Origin of the sequence: Amycolatopsis decaplanina DSM 44594 (assembly GCF_000342005.1) — a bacterium.
Taxonomy (GTDB): Bacteria; Actinomycetota; Actinomycetes; order Mycobacteriales; family Pseudonocardiaceae; genus Amycolatopsis; species Amycolatopsis decaplanina.
The window spans coordinates 151,079-169,090 of sequence record NZ_AOHO01000014.1 but is presented as its reverse complement, the minus strand read 5'-3'; the positions used below and the strand labels follow the sequence as shown (position 1 = coordinate 169,090).

General features: G+C 68.7%; 17 protein-coding genes. 10 read left to right on the top strand and 7 right to left on the bottom strand.

Translation table 11 applies throughout. The features are described 5' to 3' along the window. Positions 1 to 92: 92 nt before the first annotated feature. From H074_RS01140 to H074_RS01125, 4 genes are read right to left on the bottom strand one after another with little or no spacing between them, the layout of a single operon-like run. Positions 93 to 422, bottom strand: a complete 330-nt coding sequence (locus H074_RS01140; RefSeq protein ID WP_007028174.1) for a DUF3140 domain-containing protein — start codon at positions 420 to 422, stop codon at positions 93 to 95. Beyond that, positions 419 to 628, bottom strand: a complete 210-nt coding sequence (locus H074_RS01135; RefSeq protein WP_007028173.1) for a hypervirulence associated TUDOR domain-containing protein — start codon at positions 626 to 628, stop codon at positions 419 to 421. The genes H074_RS01140 and H074_RS01135 overlap by 4 nt, the downstream gene beginning before the upstream one ends. Then, the gene (locus tag H074_RS01130) at positions 625 to 1,107 is read right to left on the bottom strand and encodes an MSMEG_6728 family protein (protein ID WP_007028172.1); all 483 of its coding nucleotides are present in this window, start codon (positions 1,105 to 1,107) and stop codon (positions 625 to 627) included. Before H074_RS01130 ends, H074_RS01135 begins: the two co-directional genes overlap by 4 nt. 36 nt (positions 1,108 to 1,143) lie before the next feature. Beyond that, a complete protein-coding gene (locus H074_RS01125) occupies positions 1,144 to 2,049 on the bottom strand; it encodes a glutaminase (RefSeq protein ID WP_007028171.1) in 906 nt (301 codons plus the stop codon). A 172-nt stretch (positions 2,050 to 2,221) separates the two neighbouring features. Between H074_RS01125 and H074_RS01120 the strand changes: the two genes are divergently transcribed. Next, entirely contained in the window at positions 2,222 to 3,604 is a 1,383-nt protein-coding gene (locus H074_RS01120; protein ID WP_007028170.1) for an amino acid permease, read from the top strand. Between the two features lie 64 nt (positions 3,605 to 3,668). Here H074_RS01120 and H074_RS01115 read toward each other — a convergent pair whose 3' ends face one another. Continuing rightward, on the bottom strand, positions 3,669 to 5,153 hold the full coding sequence (locus H074_RS01115) for a CoA-acylating methylmalonate-semialdehyde dehydrogenase (RefSeq protein ID WP_007028169.1): 1,485 nt from the start codon (positions 5,151 to 5,153) through the stop codon (positions 3,669 to 3,671). A gap of 20 nt (positions 5,154 to 5,173) precedes the next feature. Continuing rightward, the gene (locus tag H074_RS01110) at positions 5,174 to 6,043 is read right to left on the bottom strand and encodes a Cgl0159 family (beta/alpha)8-fold protein (protein ID WP_039921130.1); all 870 of its coding nucleotides are present in this window, start codon (positions 6,041 to 6,043) and stop codon (positions 5,174 to 5,176) included. Between the two features lie 110 nt (positions 6,044 to 6,153). Here H074_RS01110 and H074_RS01105 point away from each other — a divergent pair, with 110 nt between their 5' ends. Next, positions 6,154 to 6,903, top strand: a complete 750-nt coding sequence (locus tag H074_RS01105; protein ID WP_007028167.1) for a GntR family transcriptional regulator — start codon at positions 6,154 to 6,156, stop codon at positions 6,901 to 6,903. Here the strand turns inward: H074_RS01105 and H074_RS01100 are convergent. Further along, on the bottom strand, positions 6,883 to 8,340 hold the full coding sequence (locus tag H074_RS01100) for an APC family permease (protein WP_007028166.1): 1,458 nt from the start codon (positions 8,338 to 8,340) through the stop codon (positions 6,883 to 6,885). The two genes, H074_RS01105 and H074_RS01100, sit on opposite strands and share 21 nt — an antisense overlap. Positions 8,341 to 8,695: 355 nt before the next feature. On the opposite strand from H074_RS01100, the gene H074_RS38665 reads away from it, so the two are divergent. The 8 genes from H074_RS38665 to H074_RS01060 all read left to right on the top strand — a co-directional run bounded on the left by H074_RS38665 (position 8,696) and on the right by H074_RS01060 (position 18,005). Further along, positions 8,696 to 9,685 carry an AraC family transcriptional regulator gene (locus H074_RS38665; protein ID WP_007028165.1) on the top strand — a complete coding sequence of 330 codons (990 nt, stop codon included), beginning with the start codon at positions 8,696 to 8,698 and terminating at the stop codon, positions 9,683 to 9,685. Positions 9,686 to 9,732: 47 nt separating this feature from the next. Then, positions 9,733 to 10,566, top strand: coding sequence for a DMT family transporter (locus H074_RS01090; protein WP_007028164.1), 834 nt, complete (start codon positions 9,733 to 9,735; stop codon positions 10,564 to 10,566). A 221-nt stretch (positions 10,567 to 10,787) separates the two neighbouring features. Further along, entirely contained in the window at positions 10,788 to 11,918 is a 1,131-nt protein-coding gene (locus H074_RS01085) for a hypothetical protein (protein WP_007028163.1), read from the top strand. A gap of 21 nt (positions 11,919 to 11,939) precedes the next feature. Then, the gene (locus H074_RS40610; RefSeq protein ID WP_007028162.1) at positions 11,940 to 12,773 is read left to right on the top strand and encodes a prenyltransferase/squalene oxidase repeat-containing protein; all 834 of its coding nucleotides are present in this window, start codon (positions 11,940 to 11,942) and stop codon (positions 12,771 to 12,773) included. Continuing rightward, the gene (locus H074_RS01075) at positions 12,770 to 13,564 is read left to right on the top strand and encodes a tryptophan synthase subunit alpha (RefSeq protein WP_007028161.1); all 795 of its coding nucleotides are present in this window, start codon (positions 12,770 to 12,772) and stop codon (positions 13,562 to 13,564) included. The genes H074_RS40610 and H074_RS01075 overlap by 4 nt, the downstream gene beginning before the upstream one ends. Before the next feature lie 9 nt (positions 13,565 to 13,573). Next, complete coding sequence (locus H074_RS01070; protein ID WP_007028160.1) at positions 13,574 to 14,755, top strand: acyl-CoA dehydrogenase family protein; 1,182 nt, start codon at positions 13,574 to 13,576, stop codon at positions 14,753 to 14,755. After that, positions 14,755 to 17,340: an amino acid adenylation domain-containing protein gene (locus tag H074_RS01065; RefSeq protein WP_007028159.1), complete on the top strand. Its 2,586-nt coding sequence runs from the start codon at positions 14,755 to 14,757 to the stop codon at positions 17,338 to 17,340. The genes H074_RS01070 and H074_RS01065 overlap by 1 nt, the downstream gene beginning before the upstream one ends. After that, the gene (locus tag H074_RS01060) at positions 17,340 to 18,005 is read left to right on the top strand and encodes a thioesterase II family protein (RefSeq protein WP_007028158.1); all 666 of its coding nucleotides are present in this window, start codon (positions 17,340 to 17,342) and stop codon (positions 18,003 to 18,005) included. The genes H074_RS01065 and H074_RS01060 overlap by 1 nt, the downstream gene beginning before the upstream one ends. Positions 18,006 to 18,012: the final 7 nt, after the last annotated feature.

Genomic DNA, 18,012 nt, shown 5'->3' with positions numbered 1-18,012 from the left:
CCCGGGGGACCTGACTAGTTACAAGGACGGTTCTAACCGTCCTTACCACTCACGAGACCCGCCGCCAGGACACGCCACATTTGCCTTGTCCCTCAGTTTTTGCAGGGGTCGTGTCCCCAATTCATCAGCGAATACCGCCAGGTGGTGTCCTCGACGTCGCCCGAAGGTCGCTGCGCGAGGTGCCTGTGCACGTAGCCGACCACCTTGCGCATGTGCTTTTCGTCCTTTTCGGAGAGATCCGCCTTCTTCGTACGCAGGATCGTGACGATCCGGCGGCCCGACTCGTGGCCGACCGACTCACCCCCTCCGCTGTGCTGACCCGCTTGGCGGGACTCGTCGGTCTTCAGCCACTTCTCGAGTTCACCCGCGGTCATGTTGACCGCTTCACCGAACTCGGTGTGGACGTCCTTGTCGTCACTCACAGCTTCTCCAGTGCTTCGGGCTTGTGCACCGCTTCGCCACCGCTCTTGTCACTGCGGACCAGGTATTGCGGCTCTTCCTTGGACGCGCGCACGGTGCGGCCGCCCGCTTCGGTGTCGGAAGTGATCTCCTTCAGGACTTCACCTTCGGCTTGTCCGCCGTGACTGTTCCAGCGGACCTTGTCGCCTTTGCGGAAACGCTTGGTCATCGCACTCCTTCTCGTCGTGGACGGTCCGACGCGGGCCAGACGTAGGGCAGATCGTCGGGGACGTCCGGGAATTTCGCGCGGTAGTGCTCGGGTTGTTTGCGGACGAGCGCGGACTGATGACTGCGGTGGAAATCCGTGTCACCGAGCCAGGGCGGAAGCTCCTTCGCGTCCGAGAGCCGGCCCTGGGTGCGGATCCGGTCCAGCCCCGTGGTGCGGAGCAGATCGAGGCGCAGCGTTTCGCGGCAGGTGTCCTGGCGGCCGGTCTCGCACCAGACCTCGCAGATGTCGAAGCCGTACCGGACGAGCGCCTCCTCGTAGCCCGCCCACATCGCCGCGGCCGGATGGTGCCGCCAGCCGTACCCCGGCACCGTCAGCGCGCGCAGCACCTGGATCGTCTCGACGCGCTGTTTCCCGAGCCTTCGCTGGTCGAGGACGGAAGCGGAGGCCCGGAAATCAGCGCACGGGAGAAACGTCTGCACATTGGCGGCTTCCCCGTCGGCGCGGGTTCAAACCGATCAGAAGATCGACCAGCCGGTCAGGGTGGTGAACCGGTCCAGCGCCGCGACGCCGGCGACGGAGTTGCCGCGTGCGTCCAGCCCCGGGCTCCACACGCAGATCGCGCACCGGCCGGGGACGATCGCGACGATGCCGCCGCCGACCCCGCTCTTGCCCGGAAGCCCGACCCGGTAGGCGAATTCGCCCGCCGCGTCGTAGGTGCCACAAGTCAGCATCACCGCGTTGACCCGCTTGGCCGCGCTCTGCCCGAGCAGCCGGGTGCCGTCGTTGCGGACGCCGTGGCGGGCGAGGAACACCGCCGAGCGCGCGACGTCTCCGCAGGCCATCGCGATCGAGCACTGACGGACGTACTGGTCGAGGACGGCGGGCACCGGATGGCGCATGTTCCGGTACGACGCCATGAAATACGCGAGCGCGCGGTTGCGGTCGGCGTGCCCGGCCTCCGACGCGGCGACCTCGGCGTCGAATCCGATGTCCGCGCGACCGCTTTCCTCTCGGAGGAACCGAAGCAGTGCTTCCGCCGCGTCGCCGTGATGCGCCAATTCGTCGGTCACCACGAGCGCGCCGGCGTTGATGAACGGATTGCGGGGGATCCCGTCCTCGTTCTCCAGCTGGACCAGCGAGTTGAACGGGTTGCCGGACGGCTCGCGGCCGACCCGTTCCCACACGCCGTCGCCGTAGGAGAGCGCGAGCGCCAAGGTGAAGACCTTCGACATGCTCTGGATGGAGAAGGGTGTCTCCCAATCGCCGACCCCGTGCACCCCACCGTCCACTTCGGCCACCGCCATGCCGAACTGCCGGGGGGCGACCCTGGCCAGGGCGGGGATGTAGTCCGCGACGGCGCCGCGGCCGATCTCCGGCACGACGTCGTCGGCGATCCGGTCGAGCAGCGCTGCGAGGTCCACGGGCCGTAGCGTAGAAGCGCTCCTTCGCGCGCGAAGATCGGGGTTCGCGGGTGAATTTGTCAAATCGAAACGGGAAATTCCAGTAAAACCACCAGAGTGACGTCCCGCACACCTTAAGTCTTCCTTAGCAATGTTGGGTGACGTGCCGCACACGCTCTAGCGTCTGGCAACCATGGATTCCTCGCTGCTCACCGAAAAAGGTGAAAGCTACTCAAAAGCACTGGGCAACCGCCAAGTGCAGATGATCGCCATCGGCGGCGCGATCGGCGTCGGGCTGTTCCTCGGTGCCGGTGGCAAGCTCCACCAGGTCGGGCCGTCGCTGGTCCTGTCGTACGCGCTCTGCGGTATCGCCGCGTACTTCGTGATGCGCGCCCTCGGTGAGCTCGTGCTGCACGAGCCGACTTCCGGCAGTTTCGTCACCTACGCCCGCAAATTCATCGGGCCGTGGGCGGGTTTCGCCTCCGGCTGGATGTACTGGGTGAACTGGGCGATGACCGGCATCGCGGAGATCACCGCGGTGGCGATCTACGTGCACAAGTGGCTGCCCGACGTGCCACAGTGGATCACCGCGCTGGTCGCGCTCGGCGTGCTGCTGGCGGTGAACCTGCTTTCGGTGAAGCTGTTCGGCGAGCTGGAATTCTGGTTCTCGGTGGTCAAGGTGCTGGCCATCGTGGTCTTCCTGGTCACCGCCCTCGGGCTGGTGCTCACCAGCGCCGACATCGGCGGTACCACGGCAGGCGTGCACAACCTGACCGCCCACAATGGATTCTTCCCGGCGGGTATCGGCATCGCGCTGATGACCCTGCAGGCGGTCATCTTCGCGTACTCGGCGATCGAGGTCGTCGGCATCGCCGCCGGTGAGACCAAGGACGCCCGCAAGGTGCTGCCGAAGGCGATCAACGGGGTGGTCTGGCGGATCGGCGTGTTCTACGTGGGATCCGTGCTGCTGCTGGCGATGCTGCTGCCGTGGCCGTTCTACAACGGCGGCGAGAGCCCGTTCGTCACCGTCTTCACCCGCCTCGGGATCCCGGGTATCGGCGACGTGATGAACGCGGTCGTGCTCACCGCCGCGCTGTCGAGCTGCAACTCCGGGCTTTATTCGACCGGCCGCATCCTGCGGGCGCTCGCGGACAAGGGCGAGGCGCCGAAGTTCGTGGGCCGGATGAGCAGCAGGCACGTGCCCTACGGCGGCATCCTGTTCACCTCCGGCGCCTACGTGCTGGGCGTGGTGCTGAACTACCTGGTGCCGAAGGACGCCTTCGACATCGCGATCGCGATCGCCTCGCTCGGCGTGATCACGACCTGGGCGACGCTGATCTTCTGCCAGATGCGGCTGCGCCAGGCGGCGCTGCGCGGAGAGCTGGAACGGCCGTCCTACCGGATGCCGTGGGCGCCCTACAGCGGCTGGGCCACGCTGGGCTTCCTGGCGCTGGTGGTCGTCCTGATGGGCTTCTCCGACGGTGCCGAGAAGATCGCGTTCTATTCGATCCCGGTGCTGGTCGTGGTGCTGGCCGTCGGCTGGCGGATCGTCGGGAAACGGCAGCGAGTGAGCTGACGGCCGTCTTGGGCTCGTGAGTGGTAAGGACGGTTAGAACCGTCCTTACCACTCACGAGGTCGTTCAGCTGGACGTGGGGAAGTTGAACCCCGCCGCACTGTGCGGCCACCGTGTCGTGACGACCTTCGCCCGCGTGTAGAACCGGACGCCCGCCGGGCCGTGGATCGGGCTGTCCCCGATGAGGGAGTCCTTCCAGCCGCCGAAGGAGTAGTACGACATCGGCACCGGGATGGGCACGTTCACCCCGATCATCCCCACCTTCACCTCCCGCTGGAAGCGCCGCGCCGCCTCGCCGCTGCCGGTGAAGATCGCGGTCCCGTTGCCGTACGGGTTCGCGTTGATCAGCGCGATAGCCTCGTCCAGGGTGGCCACCCGCACGATCCCGAGCACCGGCCCGAAGATCTCGTCGCGGTAGGCGGCCATCCCGGTGGTCACGTTGTCCAAAAGGGACGGTCCGACGAAGAACCCGTTCTCGTGCCCGGCGACACGCAGTTCCCGGCCGTCGACCACCACGGTCGCGCCCTGCTCCGCGCCGAGGGCGACGGAGCCGATCACCCGCTGCCGCGCGGCCTCCGTGACCACCGGGCCCATGTCGTTGCCGGCGTCGTGGCCGGGGCCGACCTTGATCTCGGTGGCCTTGCGCTCGAGGATCTCGATGAGTCCGTCGCCTGCCGAACCCACGGCGACGCCGATGGAGATCGCCATGCAGCGCTGCCCGGCGGACCCGAACGCGGCGGCCGTGAGGTGGTTCGCGGCGTAGTCCAAATCGGCGTCCGGCAGGACGACGGCATGGTTCTTGGCCCCGCCCAGCGCCTGCACGCGTTTACCGGTGGCCGTCGCGCGTTCGTGGACGTACTTGGCGATCGGGGTCGACCCGACGAACGACACGGCGGCGATACCGGGATGCTCCAGAATCGCGTCGACCGCGACCTTGTCGCCGTTGACCACGTTGAACACGCCGTCGGGAAGCCCGGCCTCGGCGTACAACTCGGCGACCAGCCGGGACGCGGACGGGACCCGCTCGCTGGGCTTGAGGACGAACGTGTTGCCGGTCGCGATGGCGATCGGGTGCATCCACAGCGGGACCATGATCGGGAAGTTGAACGGCGTGATCCCGGCGACGACGCCGAGCGGCTGCCGGAAGTCGTGCACGTCCACGTCCCGCGAGACCTGGTCGGAGAAGCCGCCTTTCAGCGCGTCGGCGATCCCGCAGGCGTACTCGACGATCTCGCGGCCGCGGACGATCTCGCCGCGCGCGTCGTCGATCACCTTGCCGTGCTCGGAGGAGATGATCCGGGCGAGTTCGTCCTCGTGCTTCACCAGCAGCTCGCGGAAGGCGAACATCACCTTCGTCCGCTGTGACAACGACGAATCGCCCCACGATTCGAACGCCTTGCCGGCGGCGGCCACCGCGGTGTCCACATCGGACGGTTCCGCGAGGAGCACCTCTGCCCGCGCGCGTCCCTCGGCCGGGTCGTACACCGGGGCGGTGCGGGTGGAGCCCGCCGTGGTCGCGGCGCCGTTGATCCAGTGGTCGATGGTCTTCACGCGTTGTCCTCCACAGGTGTTCACAACAGTCCGACGGCCGTGTCGACGGCCTTGGCGACGTCGCCGTCGTGCGGGTAGAGCAGGGACCGGCCGACCACGAGGCCCTGCACGGTCGGCAGCGCGAGCGCCCGCTGCCAGGCGGCGAACGCGGCGTCGGGATCCTTGACCTCGCCGCCCAGCAGGACGGCGGGCAACGTCGAGGCGGCCAGCACGCGCTCCATGTCCTTCACCACCGGGAGTTTCAGCCAGGTGTGGGCCGACGAACGGCCGAGGGCGGAAGCGATGGTGATGGAGCGGATCACGGCGTCGGGGGAGAGGTCGTTGCGGAGGCGTCCGTCGACCCAGTCCGCGAGGAACGGTTCGACCATCGCGATCAGTTTCCGGTCGGCGAGGTCGTCGACCGCCTTCGCGGTGTTCTCGAGAACACTCGGCGTCGCCGGATCGGTCAGGCAGATCCTGGTGAGCGTCTTGCCGCCGTCGAACCGCATCCTCTCGATCGTTTCGGCGTCGTAGCAGGCGAACCGGTCGTCGATCTCGAAACTCGATCCCGCGAGTCCGGTGCGGTTCATCGAGCCGATGACGGTCTTACCGTCGAGGGCGCCGAGGAGCAGCAGGTCGTCGATGATGTCCGGCGTCGCCAGCACGCCGGTGACCCCCGGCCGTTCCAGCGCCAGGCCGAGGCGGTCCAGCAATTCGCCGCGGTCGGCCATCGCGAGCGGGTCGGCGCCGACCCCGTTCGCGCCGCGCGCCGGATGGTCCGCGGCGATGATCATCGTGCGGCCCTTGTCGTTGAACGGCGACTTCGCCCGGACACGGGTGGCGGCGGCCACCGCTATGGCCCCCGGATCACGCACCCGCGCGGCGACTACCCGGCGCACTGTGTCCGACACCTTTCGTACCTCCCGGCTCGCGTGGTTCTTCGACCTTCGCAAGAGTGCGGAGACTTTGTCAAGACATATGGACATAAGGTCATAGTGGGTGGTCGCGGTAGGCTCCGCGCATGAAACCCTGGGCACCCAGCGAGATCGTGGTGGACTTGAACGGCCCTGAGCCGCTGTATTCCCAGGTCGCCCGGCAGATCGGCGCCGCCATCGAAGACGGCAGGCTGCCGAACGGTGCCAGGCTGGACAACGAGCTGGATCTGGCCGCGCGGCTGCACCTGTCGCGACCGACCATCCGCCAGGCGATCCAGTCACTGGTCAACCAGGGGCTCCTCGTCCGCAAACGCGGTGTCGGCACCCAGGTCGTCCGCACCAAGGTCGCCCGGCCGCTGCGGTTGAGCAGCCTCTTCGACGACCTCAGCGAACTCGGGGACAAACCGGAATCCGTGGTCCTCGTGAACCGGGTCGAGCCCGCGGGCGACGACGCGATCGAACACCTCGAGGCGCCCGGCCTGACTCACGTCCGGCGATTGAAGCGGGTGCGCTCGACCGGCGGCGAGCCGCTGGCGATCATGAACAACTACCTGCCCGACGGCATCGTCGACCCGGCCGACGACGAGCTGCGGGAAAAGGGCCTCTACCAGTTATTGCGTTCGGCGGGCGTCCGTCTGCACGCCGCCCAGCAGAACGTCGGCGCCCGGCAGGCGACCGAGGAGGACGCCGAACTGCTGGACGAGAAACCGGGCGCGGCATTGCTCACGATGCGGCGCACCACCTACGACGACTCTGGCAAGGTCGTGGAATACGGTTGGCACGTCTACCGCGCCTCGCGCTACTCGTTCAATCTCTCACTGACCAACAACGTCTGACGGCTTCGGCGCCGGATCGCGTTCCAGGTCGGCCTCCAGCGCCTCGTACACCGAGGGGCGGAACCGGCGCAGCCAGACGGCGAGCGCGAGCCCGGCCAGCGCGACCACCAGGAGCAGCCACGGCAGATGCGGGACGACGCCGTTGCTCGATCCGGCGAGCGTCGGGAAGTTGAGGATCGCCAACGTCACGATGAGCCCGAGCCCCACCGCGCCCAGCCCGGGGGCGATCAGCGTCTTCACGACCCGGTGATCCCGCGTCCGGCGGAAGTGGACGAGTATCGCCACCGCCGCGAACAATTGCAGGGTCAGGATGCCGAGAGTGCCGAAGCCGGTCATGCTCGCGGTGAGGTCGGCGACCGGGTCGAGCCCGGCGAGCCGGAACGCCAGCGCCACCACCGAACCGAAGACCAGTTGGACGATCGAGGCGTGGCGCGGCGCACCGTTGCGCGGACTGGTCTTGCCCAGCAGACGCGGCAGTACGCCGACCCGGCCCAGCGCGTACAGATAGCGGGTCGCCGAATTGTGCAGCGCCAGCAGCGCCGCGAACAGGCTGACCACCAGAAGCAGCAACATCACCTTGGTCAAGGGGCCGCCGAGATACTCCTGGGCGACCGAGAGCACGAGATCCCCGCTCGACAGATGCGCGGCGGCCACGTCCCGCGCCTGCTCGGCGCCGATCGCGCTGACCACGGCCCAGGTCGTGAACGCGGCGAACACCCCGATGAACCCGATCGCGATGTAGGTCGCCCGCGGGATCGTCCGCTGGGGATCCTTGGCCTCCTCGCCGAACAGCGCCGTCGCCTCGAACCCGATGAAAGCGTTGGCGGCGAACAACAACGCCAGACCACCGGCCCCCTGGAACATGACGGACGGGCTGAAGGCGGCGAACGAAAAGCCGTGCCGGAACAGCACGCTGAAGTCCATGATCAGCAGGATCGACACTTCGAGGATCAGCGAGGCGCCCAGCACTTTCGCGCTGACCGCGATCCCTCGCCGGCTGAGCAGGAGGACCAGCACGACCGAAAGCGCGCTCCAGAACAGCCAATCGAGTTTCAGGCCGAAGACGTCGTCGATCGCCGTGGAGGTGAAGAACCCGCTCGTGCCGATCGCGCCCGCGACGAAGCAGTTGTAGCCGAGCATCGCGATGAACCCGGCGACGAGACCCGGCGTCCTGCCCAACCCTTTGACCACGAAGGCGTAGAAGCCACCCGCGCTCGTGAGTACCCGCGACATCTGCGCGTAGCCGACCGCGAACAGCAGCAGGACGACCGTCGCCAGCAGGAACGCCGCGACCATCCCGCCGCCGTTCCCGACCGCGATGCCGATGGCCGCGATCACGATCATGCCGGTCAGCGGCGCGACCGCGGCGAGTACGAGGAAGACGATACCCGGCACGCCCAGGACGTTCTTGGCGAGCGACGTGTCGTCTCGGCTCATTCGCTGCTCCTCATCTCCGCTGGACGGCCAGTATGGGAGCGGACTCCTCTCTGTCCTTTGTCTCTGCGTGCGTATCGCTTGCCCGTCAGCGCTGGGTGACGTCGAGAGGTGGGCGAGCGCGCGCGGATTGACCGGAATCGACGCGTTTGAAGTTCTCCTGAGTGGTTAGGCCGGTGCTGCTCCGTGGAGTGGTTAGGCTATTCGAACGGATTTACCCGCCCCGCTCACCTCACCCGATCGAATTGGGTACCCGGAAGAACGGGCCGCCCGTGAATCGGTGGCCCGGTGTTCCGGTAAATGGGGGTACCTCACGGCAAGTGCCCCATTCGTCGCTGTCCGAAAAGGGGGCACTCGAGTGGACAGGCCGCTCGGAAATTACACGCTGCTGGTTTCGGAAGACCCCCGCGAGGTGGGGAACGGGCTGGCTGGTCTTCTCGGGGAATGCCGGTTTCAGCCGCATTCCGCGCCGGAAGGCTCCACGGGCCGCGTGCACGCCCGCCGGACGAAGAACTTCACCGTCGCCTACCTCGAGTATCCGGTCGCGGCCGGGCTGCGGGTCGAATGTCCTCGCCGCCGGTTCCTGATTTCGATCCCGGTGATCGGCCGCGCCGCCTTCGGCGGAGGCAAGCGAAGGCCGCACATCCGGGAACGGCGGGGTTACGTGGTCAATCCCGGGGCGGCGATGGAGGCGCGCTGGACGCAGGAGTTCGCCCAGTTGATGGTCGTCATCGACCGCGGGGTCCTGGAAACGCGGCTGAGTTCGATGCTCGGACGCGCCCTGCCGCAGCCCCTGCGCTTCGAAGAGGTGCTCAACCTCGCTCAGCAGCCCGTCAAGGGCTGGTACGACGCGTTGGCGGCTTACCTGGAGTCGTTGGACGATACGGACAGTGCGCTGGAAATCGACGTTGTTGCGGATTCCGTCGAACAGGGATTGATGACAACGTTTCTGGCATCGCAGAAGCACAATTACTGGGATGTCCTGACCGGTGATTCGAAACTCGTTTCGTCGCGCACCATTCGCGAGGCTATCCGCCTGATCGACGGCCAGCCGCACCGGAATCATTCGGTGACGAGTCTCGCTCGCGAACTGGGGGTGAGCGTCCGCGCGCTGGAGAAGGGCTTCAAACGGCATCTGGCGACCACTCCCAACGCCTATCTCCGCGATGTCCGGTTGCAACGCGCCCATGCCGATCTGTCGTCGGGCGAACCCGACGTGGTCACCGTGGCGCAAGTGGCGCAGCGGCACGGTTTCTTCCATTTCGGACGATTCGCGGCCACCTATCGCGACCGGTTCGGCGAGGCCCCTTCCCATACGCTGCGCCGGCTCATCGGCCCGTTCCGCTGACGACGGAGAAGTTGCCGGGCCGGTGATCATGCACTAGGCAGGAAAGCATGGGTGAGACACTCGCGTTGTTCTCCGCCCTGTGTTTCGGGCTCGCCGACTTCGCCGCCGGCCTCCTCTCGCGGCACGCCAAACCCGAACTCGTCGCGCTGATCGGCCAGGTCGGCGGCCTGATCGCCACGGCGGCCGCCGCCTTCTTCGTCTCGGCCCCCTCCGTCGGGGCCGCGGACCTGTCGTGGGGCGGGCTTTCCGGGCTGGGAACCGGGATCGGGGTGCTGTTCCTCTATCGGGGCATGAGCCGCGGCCGGTTGAGCGTGGTCGTGCCGCTCAGCGTCGTGGGCGGGGTCGCGGTACCGGTGCTCGCGGGGGTCGCTCTCCTGAACGACCGCCCGGACCCGCTCGCCTGGTGCGGGATCGCCGTCGCCTTCCCGGCGCTGTGGCTCATCGCGCGCGGCGGGAACGACGGTGACGGCAACGCCGCGCACGGCGCCGTCGACGGACTGATCGCCGGTGCCGGGTTCGCCCTGCAGAACATCGGGCTCGGACAGGTCGATCCAGCGGCCGGACTGTGGCCGATCGTGGCCGGCCGTGCGATCTCCGCCCTCACCCTGCTTCCCATGACACGGCCGGGGCCGCCCGGGCCCGGTCTGCGGCCGAAACTGGTGCTCCCGACCGTGTTCACCGGCGTGCTGGGGGCGGCGGCGATCGTGCTGTACACCTTGGCGACCCAGCAGCAGTTGCTCGCCATCGCGGTGGTGCTGTCCTCTCTGTACCCCGCCATCCCGGTGCTGTTCGGCATCGCCGTACTCAAGGAACGTCTCAACTGGCCGCAGGTGCTCGGGCTCCTCGGCGCGGCCACGGCCGTCTTACTCCTGGCCGGCTAGCCAGGGTACGGATGATGGACAGGACCGTGCGCCGAAGTGATCGCCACGGCTCCTCCTGACTCATACGGTGAAATCAGCGAACGACGGCGTCACCCACCGGTACCCCGTTCCTCCCTTCCCCACCGGATCCGCGGCGTGGCGTCCCCGGTAACACCGACCGAAGGGCCAGACGTATGCCCCAGGAGCGTGAAACACGGTCCCGAAGAGGAGGCGCCGCGGCCGTGCTGGCCGCCGGACCTCGAGTGCCGGCCGGCGACGTCCCGGCGTGGCTGACCGGCTTGCTCGTCGACTGTCCGGGACGCGACGCGGTCAGTGCGTCGGCCGAGTGGGGCCGGATGGGTGAGTACTGGATCCACCATTGGTGCGCCATCACGGGTTCCACCGCGCCCGGCATGGACGAAGCGATCCACGACTTCATCGAGACCATGCGCGGGGAAGGCGATCTTTCCGAAGTCCAGATCGCGCAGGTGTGCCACGCCGTCGATCCCGGCCGCGGCCGCACCGTCGCGGACGGCGTCGGCTCGGCGATCGAGCGGTTCCTTTGGCGTATCCGGCCCTGGATCCCGCTTTGGGTGTCTTTCGCGGACTGGGTCGTCCGATGGTGCGTGCACCGCCATCGCCGTCAGGTGCTGTTCCTCGCGCGCGACATGTTGACGACCTACCTCACGGCGCGCCGGCTCGAGGTGTCCGCCGGGCTGGACATCCGGCTCGTCCACGCTTCCCGCGCCGATCACGGCTCGCTCGAAGACGTGCTCGGCCTGAGGGACGGCGAGCGGTTCGAGCCCGAAAGCGTCGCCTTGGTCGACTCCGGCTGCTACGGCACCGTCATGTCCCGGCTGGCGGGGCAGGTGGACGCCGAGACCCGCGCGGAGGAGGAAGCCGCTTGCCTGTTCTACTTCAGCCGTAACCCCAAGATCTTCGGTTACCTCAACTACCTGCTCAGTCCCAGCATCCTCGAACTGGACATCGCCGGCACGGACGTCGCCGACTTCGTCATCTACTCCGGCGACCTGCTCGAAGCCATGCCGAAGCCGTACCGGGTGGTCCGGACCGGGGCCGGGCTGGTCACCGAACCGCAGGACCTGCTGACCTTCTGCCTCGGGATGGCCGTGCTGAAGGAGATCGGCGACTTCGTCGACGCCGGGCCGCTGGCCTCGGTCCCGCAGGCACAACGCCGGGCACTGGATCTGTACAACGCGTACTCCCACGCCTCCGCGAACCGGCTGCACGCCGATTCGCTGTTGTTCCACACGCCCGCGCCGCAGCAATTGCCCGCCCACTACGGATTCGGAGCGCTCGACTTCCAGAGTTTCCCGCCGCAGAACGAGATCTTCGGATCCGCGCCCGGCTGAGGAAGGAAAGGAACGATCACGATGACCGACGCCATGACTTTCGTCGAGACCTGCCGTGGCCAGGACGGGCTGCTCGTCGAGACCGGCGAAAGCGCCCCCAGCCTCGAAGCCACCCGGTTCGGTGCGGAGATCCGCGCCATGCGGGGAAGCGGCCTGACCCGGCAGGAACTGGAATTCGCCTCCGCGGCGAGGACCGGCGGCGCCTACGCCATGTTCCGCGGTGGCGCGCCTTCCCTCGGGGCGACGTACTACGCCTTACGGCTGTATCAGCTCGCCGGGGTCACCGTGCCCGATTCCGCCGCGGTGGTCCGCTGGGTGGGCGAGGCGCTCTGCTCCGGGGGCAAGACCGTCGTGGACATGGACGACCTGTTCTACGGGGTGCGGTCCCTGATCATCCTCGGCGCCCGGCCGGAGCCGTCCGCCGACGGCGCGATCCGCGCGTTCCTCGGCGAATGCACCAAGGACGACCGAGGCTGCGCGCTCCTGCCCGATCGTCCGTCCGACATCGAGCGGACCTACTGCTCGGTCGCGATCCGGCAGTGGCTCGGCACCGAGCGCGACCACGCCGACGCGCAGGCGAGCGGACCGTTCGTCGTCTCGTGCGACGACGGTTTCGGGCACATCCGGATGCGGCCGTCCGAAGCGGAATGGTCGCTCGCGAGCGCCTACTGGGGCGCCCGCACCGTCCAGTTGCTGAATCTGGCCTGGCCCTGGGCCGAGTTGGACACCGCCGTCCGGCGGTGCGCCCAACCCGACGGCGGGTTCAGCACGAATCCCGGTTCGACGCTGTGGGAGACCTACTGCGCGCTGCGGGTGATGGACATCGCGGCCGCCCGTCAGGAGCAGCCGGCATGACCGCACTGCTTCGCGAGAATGCAGCCACCCCAGGAAGGCTCGGGTTCGGGGTCTATCTCGTCCCGGGTTTTCCGGACTGGGACACCAGTCTCGCCGCTGTTCGCGCCGCTGTCGCCGGTGGAGCGGACTTCGTCGAATTCCCGATCCTGCTCGATACGGAGTTCTCCGCCAGCACCGGCGGCGTCGTCGCCGAGGCGCTGGCGAAGGCCGGGCCGGACAGTCTGGACCCGCGCTCACCCCGGCTTCGCGACTGGCTCGCCGTGGCGCCGGTCCGGGTCGGCGTCGTCTACCGGTCGGCCTGGCCGTCCGTGGACAGGTGGCGCGCGGGTGACGAGATTCTGTCGGGGTGTGCGGGTCTGCTCTGCGAACACGACATCCGGCCTTTCCCCGAGTACGCGGTACGGGCACGCCGCCGAGGGCTCGCCCTGGTTCCGGCGCTCCGCGTGTCCGCCGGCCCGGTCACCGGCGAAGAGCGGGACATGCTGGAAAGCGGCGACGGGTTCGTGTACCTCGCGCTCAGCTCGGAAACCGGACGGGCCGGCACGGTCGACAGTGGACTCGGCCGCAGGATCGACGACATCCGCGGGATTCGCCCGGGTTTGCCCGTGTACACCGCCTTCGGCATCCGGAATCCCGACGACGTCGCCGCCGTCGCCCGGCAAGGCGCCGACGGATTCATCGTCGGCAGTCACGCGCTCACCGTCCTCGGTGACGGCGGACCACCGGCGTTCGAACGCTGGTTCGCCGGGATGGCCGCGGCGCGGTCACAACCGACGCGCGTACGTACTTGAGGAGACTCGATGTTCACACCACCTTTCACTTTCACTCCCGAACAGGAGCGGTTGCGGCAGGACGTCCGCGAACTCCTGCGTGTGCAATGCCGCGAAGACCTCGTCCGGGCCCGCCGCGCACGGCCCTGGCGGCATCCGGACCTGACCTACCGCAGGCTGGGGGAGCACGGCTGGCTGGCGCCGGACTGGCCCACCGAGTACGGCGGGCTCGGGCTGTCCATTGTGGAGTCCGCGATCGTGGCCGAGGAGATGGCGCTGGCAGGCGTGCCGGACAGTGCGCGCGTCAACACCGTGGACAACGCCGGATCGACGTTGCTCGTGGCGGGCACCGACGAGCAGAAGGCCCGGTTCCTCCCGGCGATGGCCGCCGCGGAACGGCTTTTCGTCGTCCTCTACAGCGAGCCGGAGGCGGGCTCGGACCTGGGCGGTCTCGCCACGCACGCGGAACGCGAGGGCGACGGCTGGCGGCTGTCCGGCGAGAAGATCTGGAACGTCGGCGCGAACAAGGCGGAGTACGGCATCTGCCTGGCCCGCACCGGCGAGGGCAAGAGCAAGTACGCCGGGCTCAGCCTCTTCCTGGTGCCGTTGCACGTCGACGGCGTGCGGATCGGCGAGATCCCGGGGTTCAATCCGGAGGCGTTCGACCACATCGTGTTCGACGACGTCCGGCTGCCCGCGGACGCCCTCGTCGGTGCCGAGGGCGAGGCCTGGCAGCTGGTGAACGAGGTACTGGCGGTCGAGCGGACCGGTGTCTACTTCTACGGGCACGCCCAGCGGTGGCTGGACCTGCTCACGCGGTTCGAACTGCCCGCGCGCGCCGTCTCCGACGTGCGGGGGCTGCAGGCGGATCTGCCCGCCGCGCGGCTGCTGACCTGGCACGCCGTCGAACTGCTGTCCCGCGGCGAGGACGCCGCCGCGGCCGCCGCCGGAGCGAAATGGTGGACCAGCGAGCTCACCAGCCGGGTCGCCGCGCTCGTGTGGTCGGTCCGCGAGGCGTTCACCGGACGGGAACAGGTCGTCGCCCGCCGTCCCGCCGCCGCCGACCGGGTGGACGGCCTGCCGACGGACGACGTCGAGCTCACCACCGCCCTGAGCGAGGCACCCGGGCTCACGGTCGCGGGCGGAACCTCGGAGATGATGCTGGCCACCGTTTCGGCCGCGCTCTTCGACGAAGCGCTGGAGGTGGCGTGATGCGCACGGGATTGTCCAACGCACAGGAAGAACTCCGTACCCGGCTGGCCACGGCGTTCGCGCCGTCGGGTGAAGACGACCTCTGGAGCGGCTGCGCGCGGCACGGTGTGCTCGGCCTGACGCTCGACGCGAGCCGTGGTGGTCTCGGTCTCGGGGAGACCGAAGCCGTCCTGGCCGCGGAAGAACTCGGCTTCGCGATCCGCGACACCGCGGTGGCCGAGCACATCATGACCGCCGAAATCCTCGCGGAGCAACAGAACACGGTCACCGACGGCCTGATCGGTGACGCGGTCGCCGGGCGGCGCAGGCTCCGGCTCGATCTCCCGGCAGTCCCGTCCGGACGTGCCGAACGCCCGTCGTGGTGGCTGCGGCTCAGCGCGCATCTGCTGGGACTCAGCCGCCGTGCGCTGCGGCTCGCCGCCGCCCGGGCGCGGGAACGGAAGCAGTTCGGCGGCCCGATCTCCCGGTTCCAAGGGGTCTCCCTGCCGCTGGCCGCGCGATCGGTGACGATCGACGGACTGCGCCTGCGGCTCTACCAGCTCGCGGGCGAGGCCGATCGAGGAGTCGCCGACGCACGTGAGATCGCGCTGTTCGCGCGGTCGGTGCGCGGCCACGCCTACGACGCCGTCGTGCAGGCCGTACACGTCTTCGGCGCGTCCGGGCTCACCGACCCGCAGCCCGTGAGCGCCTGCCATCAACGGATGCTCGACACCGGCACCAGACTGCTCGCCGACGTCGACGCCGTTCGCGACATGCCGCCGCCCGCCGCCACCCCGTACCGGCGGACTGCGCTCGAACGCCGGATCCCCGCGTCGTGGCGACGCGGTGCCCAGGCCCCGCTGGAATGCGAACGCGTTCATGACCTGGTCGGCGCGGCGGCCGCGGAACACGGCGACCGGGACGCCGTCACCATGGCCGGTGAACCGGGCGTGACCTATGCCGAACTGGAGAGCCGCGCCAACCGGCTCGCACGGCTGTTGCGCGAGCACGGCGCCGGGCCGGGATCGCTGGTCGCGATCTGCCTGCCGCGTTGCGTCGACCTCGTCGTCGCGCTGCTGGGCGTGCTCAAGAGCGGCGCCGCGTATCTGCCGCTGGATCCGGAGTATCCCGAGGAGCGGCTCGCGTTCATGCTCACCGACAGCCGCGCCGGGATCGTGCTCACCCAGGACTGGTTCACCGAATGGCTTCCCGAATCGGAGGCGACGGTGCTCCGGCTCGACACCGAACCCGCCGTCCGGGAAGGGCCGGACGATCCGCCCGCGGAGCGGGCCACGGCCGGCGATCTCGCCTACGTCATCTACACGTCCGGGTCGACCGGGGAACCGAAGGGGGTCGAGATCGAACACCGTGGCCTCGTCAACCGGCTCGCCTGGGACACCAGGGCGTTCCCGCTGGGGCCCGGAGATTCGGTGCTCCAGCACACGTCCCTGTCGTTCGACATCGCCGAGATGGAGATCTTCGGCGCGCTGGTCAACGGCGCCCGCGTCGTCCTCGCGCCGCTGGGATCCGAACGCGACACCGCGACCCTCGCCCGCACGATCGTCGACGAAAGGATCACCGCCGTCCCGCTCGTACCGTCCCTTTTGGACGTTCTGCTCGAAGAACGCCCTGGGCTCAAGGAAGCCACCGGGCTGCGTTACCTGTTCTCCGGAGGCGAGGCCCTCTCGCCCGAGTTGTGCCGCCGCGTGTTCGACACCGTGCCCTGGGCCGAACTGCACAACTTCTACGGCCCCAGCGAGGCCAGCGTCGACGTGACGTCCTGGCACTGCACACCGGAGAACGTCGGCGACGGTGTTCCGATCGGTGTGCCGCTGGACAACGTCACCGTGTACCTCGTCGACGACACCGGGATGCCCGTTCCGCGAGGCGCGGCCGGGGAACTGCTGGTCGGCGGCGCCGGTCTCGCGCGCGGCTACCGGTTCCGCCCCGGCCTGACCGCCGACAGGTTCCTGCCCGACCCGTTCTCGCCCGATCCGGCGGCCCGCGTCTACCGCAGCGGGGACCTCGCCCGATACCGCGACGACGGCGCCATCGAATTCCTCGGCCGGGTCGACGAGCAGGTCAAGATCCGCGGCTTCCGCATCGAACCCGGCGAGGTCGAAACGGCGCTGGAAAACCTGGACGCCGTCCGGCAGGCGGTGGTCAAACCGGTCGAGAACATCCGGCTCGACGCCTTCGTCACCTTTTTCGGTGACCGGTCCGACACCGGTGACCTCCTGGCCGAACTGCGCACCCGGCTGCCCGAGCACCTGGTGCCGAGCCGGATCGAGGTGCTGGACACGTTCCCGTTGATGCCCAACGGGAAAATCGACCGCTCCGCGCTCACCCGCGACGTCGACGGCGCCGAGGAGCAACACGACGAGGAGGGCCCGCGAGGCGCGGTGCGGCGGCTCATGGCCGACGTGCTCAATCAGGGTTCCGTCGATCCCGGCGCGGACTTCTTCGACCTGGGCGGGACATCGCTTCAGGCCGCCCGCTTCGTCGCCAGGGTGCGCAACTCGACGTCGCTGGAGATCAGCCTCGGCCAGTTCATCCAGGATCCGACCTGCGACGGGATCCTCGCCCGCACCCGATCGGAGGCATGATGACGAAGCTCTACTGTCTTCCGCACGCCGGCGGCACCCCGGCCGGCTACCGCACCTGGATCAAGGCGCTCGCGCCGGAAATCGAAGTGGTGCCACTGCAGCATCCGCGGCCGTCCGACGACGAGCCGTTGAGCCTGCAGGAAGCGGCGGAATCGGTCGTCGAACAGTGCGAAACGGACGAGGACTTCGCGTTCTTCGGACACAGTCTCGGCGCCGTCATCGCGTTCGAAGCCGTGCGCGCGCTGTCCGGGCCGCCGCGGCGCCTGTTCGTCTGCGGCAGCGCCGTGCCGCCGGTCGAAGCGTCGCGCGGCCGTGACCTGCGCTCACTCCCGGATCGCGAATTCCTGCAGGAGGTCGCCCGGCTCGGCGGGCTGCCGCCGGAGATCCACGCCGACGCCGAGCTGCGGCAGGAGTTCCTGCCCGGCCTGCGCGCCGACTACACGCTCGCGGAGACCTACGAATACCACGAGGGGCCGCCGATTCCTTGCCCCGTCTCGGCGTTCCGCGGTCTCAGCGACGGCCATGTCGACAAGGACGGCCTGCGCCGCTGGGGCGAGTTCACCACCGCGGACGTGACCGCCCGCGAGGTTCCCGGCGACCACTTCCCCTTGCGGACGTCGGCGACCTTCCTGCACCGCGCGATCCGCAAAGACCTCGCCGCCTGAAAGGAGT